The 4,359-nt window shown below is 70.7% G+C and carries 7 protein-coding genes and 1 pseudogene; 5 read left to right on the forward strand and 3 right to left on the reverse strand.

What is annotated here, in order from left to right; all coding sequences use genetic code 11:
* Both H0X00_RS21930 and H0X00_RS21935 read left to right on the forward strand, forming a co-directional pair.
* A partial coding sequence (locus H0X00_RS21930; RefSeq protein ID WP_293774844.1) for a hypothetical protein occupies positions 1-201 on the forward strand: 201 nt, incomplete at its 5' end.
* Between the two features lie 70 nt (positions 202-271).
* Positions 272-883 carry a superoxide dismutase family protein gene (locus H0X00_RS21935; protein WP_293774846.1) on the forward strand — a complete coding sequence of 204 codons (612 nt, stop codon included), beginning with the start codon at positions 272-274 and terminating at the stop codon, positions 881-883.
* A 152-nt stretch (positions 884-1,035) separates the two neighbouring features.
* Here H0X00_RS21935 and H0X00_RS21940 read toward each other — a convergent pair whose 3' ends face one another.
* Positions 1,036-1,770, reverse strand: a complete 735-nt coding sequence (locus tag H0X00_RS21940) for a dienelactone hydrolase family protein (RefSeq protein ID WP_293774848.1) — start codon at positions 1,768-1,770, stop codon at positions 1,036-1,038.
* Between the two features lie 97 nt (positions 1,771-1,867).
* Here H0X00_RS21940 and H0X00_RS21945 point away from each other — a divergent pair, with 97 nt between their 5' ends.
* On the forward strand, positions 1,868-2,413 hold the full coding sequence (locus H0X00_RS21945) for a hypothetical protein (RefSeq protein ID WP_293774850.1): 546 nt from the start codon (positions 1,868-1,870) through the stop codon (positions 2,411-2,413).
* Here H0X00_RS21945 and H0X00_RS21950 read toward each other — a convergent pair.
* Positions 2,403-2,885 carry a DUF6328 family protein gene (locus tag H0X00_RS21950; protein ID WP_293774852.1) on the reverse strand — a complete coding sequence of 161 codons (483 nt, stop codon included), beginning with the start codon at positions 2,883-2,885 and terminating at the stop codon, positions 2,403-2,405. The genes H0X00_RS21945 and H0X00_RS21950 overlap by 11 nt on opposite strands.
* Positions 2,882-3,223, reverse strand: a complete 342-nt coding sequence (locus H0X00_RS21955; RefSeq protein WP_293774854.1) for a hypothetical protein — start codon at positions 3,221-3,223, stop codon at positions 2,882-2,884. Before H0X00_RS21955 ends, H0X00_RS21950 begins: the two co-directional genes overlap by 4 nt.
* Before the next feature lie 250 nt (positions 3,224-3,473).
* On the opposite strand from H0X00_RS21955, the gene H0X00_RS21960 reads away from it, so the two are divergent.
* Together H0X00_RS21960 and H0X00_RS24020 are read left to right on the forward strand one after the other, a co-directional pair.
* Complete coding sequence (locus H0X00_RS21960) at positions 3,474-4,190, forward strand: HypC/HybG/HupF family hydrogenase formation chaperone (protein ID WP_293774856.1); 717 nt, start codon at positions 3,474-3,476, stop codon at positions 4,188-4,190.
* A pseudogene (locus H0X00_RS24020) lies at positions 4,187-4,359 on the forward strand (phosphoheptose isomerase); the annotation flags it as partial. The gene H0X00_RS21960 and the pseudogene H0X00_RS24020, both read left to right, overlap by 4 nt.

A 4,359-nucleotide genomic window follows, 5' to 3' on the forward strand; every position in this document is an offset into this window, starting at 1 on the left:
ACGGCCGCCCTCGCGGTGCTGGGCTTCGTGCTGACGGCCGCCCTCCTGCCCGCCCGCGTCGCCCTGTACACCGCGCCCGCGTCGGCATCGTGGGAACCGTCCACCCTGCGCTGGACCGCCGCGCTCGCCACAGCGCTCATCGTGCTGGCGCTGACCACGCGGGATCCCGCCCGCGCCATGTGCCGATTTCCGCATCGGTGAACCGCAGCGCTCCCCAGATCCGACAAGAGGGTCGTAACCGGTTCATCGGCCCGAACAGAGGGAGCCTCAGATGTCAGCAACGCGCAAGCACGCGAAGGTGGGGTGGGCGCTCGTCGCCGCTGGGCTGCTGACGGGTGGTCTCGCGGCGTGCAGTTCCGATGACGCGGACGATGCGACGGTGGTGGGCCGCGCCAGCCTGATCGACGATACCGGTCGATCCGTGGGCACCGCGACCTTCACCCGCAACGGTGACGGTCCCATCGTCGGTCGGGTCGCACTCACGCTCCCGACCGACTCGCCGGAGTTCCACGGCCTGCACCTGCACGCCAACGCCGACCGCACGGGCTGCCAGACCGGCACGGGATTCACCGCCGTGGGCGGGCACTGGGACACCGGCGGGCACGCCCACGGCTCCCACACCGGAGACTTGCCGAGCGTCACCCGGCGCGCCGACGGCGAGGGCGAGGCGGTCTTCACCGTCGACAAGTTCAAGGCCGCCGACATCGTCGGCAAGGCCGTGATCGTGCATGCCGGGCCCGACAACTTCGCCAACGTACCGCGGGGTACGGAGCCGAACACGTACACCGACAACGGCGAGGCCTACGACGGCGCCGGGGGCACAGCGGCAACCGGGAACGCCGGTGCCCGCTACGCGTGCGGGGTGATTGCGGCGGCGAGCTAGGCGTGACAGGTCAGCGGCTTGCCGCCGTTGAAGGTGACCCGGTGCTGGGGGGATCCAGACCACCGAGTCGTTGGTGGTGTGCCGGGTGTGCCGGGGTGGATCACCTCGACCCGCAGGCCCGGTCCTGCGCTCGGAGTCGTGCGCTGCCCCGCTCATCCGGCGAATGCCTTGGCGAACATCGCCGTCGTGCGCTCGAAGCTCACGGTCGCCGCCCGCTCGTTGTAGCTCGCATGGTCCGGCCAGGTGTAGCCGTGATCGGCCTCCTCGAACAGCACGACCTCGACCTGCTGTATCGGCTCGACGATGTCGAGGTAGGGCCGGTGCAGCTCCATGGGCTGGACCGTGTCGATGCCGCCGACGCCGACGAACAGCGGCCGGTTCAGCCCGGCCGCGGCGTGGTGCGGCGAGCCCTCGGTCTCGTCGGCGAGGAAGGACGGGTGCCACATGGCACCCGCGACCACGCGGTCGGAACGCCGGGCCAGGGCGACGGCGACCGCGCGGGCACCGAGGCAGAACCCGATCGTCGCGATCGGCCGATCCTCGCTCGCCCCGACGGCGGTCAGGGCCGCGTGGCCGTCGGCCTGGATTCCGTCGTCGGTGAGGCTGCGGATCATCTCCCACAGCTTGTCCGTCAAGCTCGGGTCGGCGGCCCGCTCCGCCGGCTCGAACCCGATCAGGCGGCCCTGCCGGTGGAACAGGTCAGGCACGATCACCTCGTAGCCGGCCCCGGCGAGCTTCTCGGCGAAGACGTGCGTGGCTGTCCGGATGCCGGGTCCGTCGTGGTACATCAGCACCAGAGGGTGCTCGCCGTCGGCGGGGCGCTTGTGCAGCACAGCCATCGGGCCGTCGGGGGTGTCGGTGTCGAGGATCGCGCTGGTGATCTCCACGGCGGTAACGCTAATCAGGGAGCTCGGGTGAGAGCCAAGGCGGGGTGACACGCGGCAGGATGGACCCACCACCCGCCCACCCGCCCGGGAAACCCACGTGTCCTCTGCTCCGGTCGAGCGCGCCCACGAGGTCGCGGACAAGCTCTTCGAGAAGAACGCCGACACCTTCGGCACGAACCTGCCGACCTACCGCGGCCACGTGCACCGGGTGATCGGGCTGGTCGGACTGCAGACCGAGGTCTCCGCCGGCACCGCGGACGCGCTCGGGGTGGCGGCGTTCTTCCACGACTCGGCGATCTGGTTCGACGGCACGTGGGATTACCTACCGCCCTCGGCCGCGCGTGCGGTCGAGGAGCTCGGCGGCGCGAACTCGGCGCACGCCGGCCTGGTCGAGGCGATGATCACCGAGCACCACCGGATCCGGAAGGCCCGCCACGACGACCCGCTGGTCGAGGCCTTCCGCCGCGCGGACCTGACCGACGTCTGCGCCGGGCTGATCAAGGTGCCGAACTCCAAGCGGGCCGACTACCGCGCCCTGACCAAGGAGTACTCGGCCCGCGGCTTCCGCCCGATGCTGGTCAAGGCGTTCGCTCACGGGATCAAGGAGAGCCCGCTGCACCCGGCCCCGATGATCAAGTTCTGATCTGACGTTTGATCAGCAGCGGCAGCACCAGCCAGGCCGACACGAAGAACGTCAGCGCCACCCCGCCCGCGGTGATCCCGGCCGCGGTGCTGAGAACGATGCCGAACGTCAGGGTGAGCACGGCGACGACCGCGAGCCCGAGCAGTCCGATGCCGGCCAGGGCGAACTTCTGCGCGATGTTCACCAAGGTCGGCCGCACTCCGAGCCGGAACAGCAGTCGGTGCATGGCCACCGGCGTGATCAGGCACCCGGTGGCGCCCGCGGCGAGCCCGACCGCGGTCAGGTACAACGCCTGCGAGCGGTCGCTGAGCTCCCAGAACCGGTCCTGGAACGGCAGGACCAGCAGGAAGGCGGTGAGCAACTGGACGCCGGTCTGGACGACCCGGACCTCTTGGAGCAACTCGATCCAGTGCCGGTCCAGACGCTGCATCGCAGTCTCGGACCGCTCGAGGGAGTACGCGTCGTCGCTCACCCGGCCAGGCTACCCACGCCCGGCCGGGTGACTCCGTCTGACGGAAGCTCAGCGGCCTTCTCGATCAGCGCCGCGGTCTCGTTGGCGTCCTCGACCCAGACGTAGCTGTTCCAGATCGCCGGCGCGTTCTCCATGCCCGGGAACGTGCCGCCGAGGCCACAGACGGCCAGGCCGTCCTGGTTCATTCGGGTGTAGATGTGGTTGCCGTCGCCGTCGAGCGTGGTCTGGGCCTCCCACCCGAACAGCCCGGTGTAGAACGCCGTCGAACCCGGGATGTCCGGGGTCATCAGGTCCACCCAGCACGGGGTTCCAAGCTCGTATCCGTCGCGTTGCGACATGGTTCCGCCTAGGTCGGGCAGGTCTCGCGCCGACCTTAGGTCGGCCCACCGACAAGGTCGATGTCCCCACATCCCGGAATCGTGTAGTGACGGATAATCAGCTTTGGGAAGACCCCCCGAACCTCGCCTCGGGGGGTGGTCACGGAGGTGCGGAAGGCGCACGATGGGGCAGGCGATGATTCTCCGGACCAGGAACCACCGCGACCACGACCCGCTCACTGAAGGGGCGTCAATGACGAGGTTGGCGACCATGAGTGGGCCCGTCATCGACGAGGCCCTCTCGGCCGACCTCGCCGGCGCCTCGCTGATGCTCGCCCGTCGCTTTGCGGCGGGCGGCACCCTGTGGTGCATCTCCCCGGAGTGGGAGCCGCACGCCAACCATGTGGCCGTGGAGTTCGTGCACCCCGTCATCGTCGGGAAGAAGGCGCTGCCCGCGGTGGCACTGACCGGCCCGGACCTGGTCGCCACCGTGCGGGTGTCGGTCCGTCCGGGCGACGTGGTGCTCGCCGTCGCCTCCGCGAACGAGGCCGCCGTGCGCTCGGTGATGCGCCGGGCACCGGCCTGGGGTGCGTCGACGCTGTGGATCGGCAGTGGCACCCGGCCGACCGCGGGGGCGGCCGACCACGTCCTGTGGTTGGACGATCCGGATCCACGCCTGCCGGCCACCGGTGGGTTCGTGCTGCTCTACCACCTGCTCTGGGAGCTCACCCATGTCTGCTTCGAGCACCCGGGGCTGCTGAGTCCGCCGCCGGCCGAATGCGCCGACGACGTGTGCGTCACCTGCTCGGACGAGGGCCGCCTGGCCGAGGTCGTTGCCGCCCTCGATCCGGGCCGGGCCCTGGTCCGCGCCGCCGGCGGCCAGGAGCACGTCGACACCATGCTGGTCGCGGACGTCGAGCCGGGCGACCTGCTGCTCGTTCACGCCGGCCTGGCGATCAGCAAGCTCGACGAGAGCCTGGGCCGATGACGCAGGAGGCGACCGGATTCCTCTACCCCTTCCTCGACGCCGAGGAGCGGGACCAGGACTCGTTGCTGACCGACCTCGCTGCGTCCGCGCGGGCGAAGGCCGCGGAGAGCGCCGCGCTGCGGCACAGCACGCTCGCGGACTGCGCGGCCCTGATCTCCGAGGCCGGCGC

The organism is Sporichthya sp., assembly GCF_013815995.1.
Classification (GTDB): domain Bacteria; phylum Actinomycetota; class Actinomycetes; order Sporichthyales; family Sporichthyaceae; genus Sporichthya.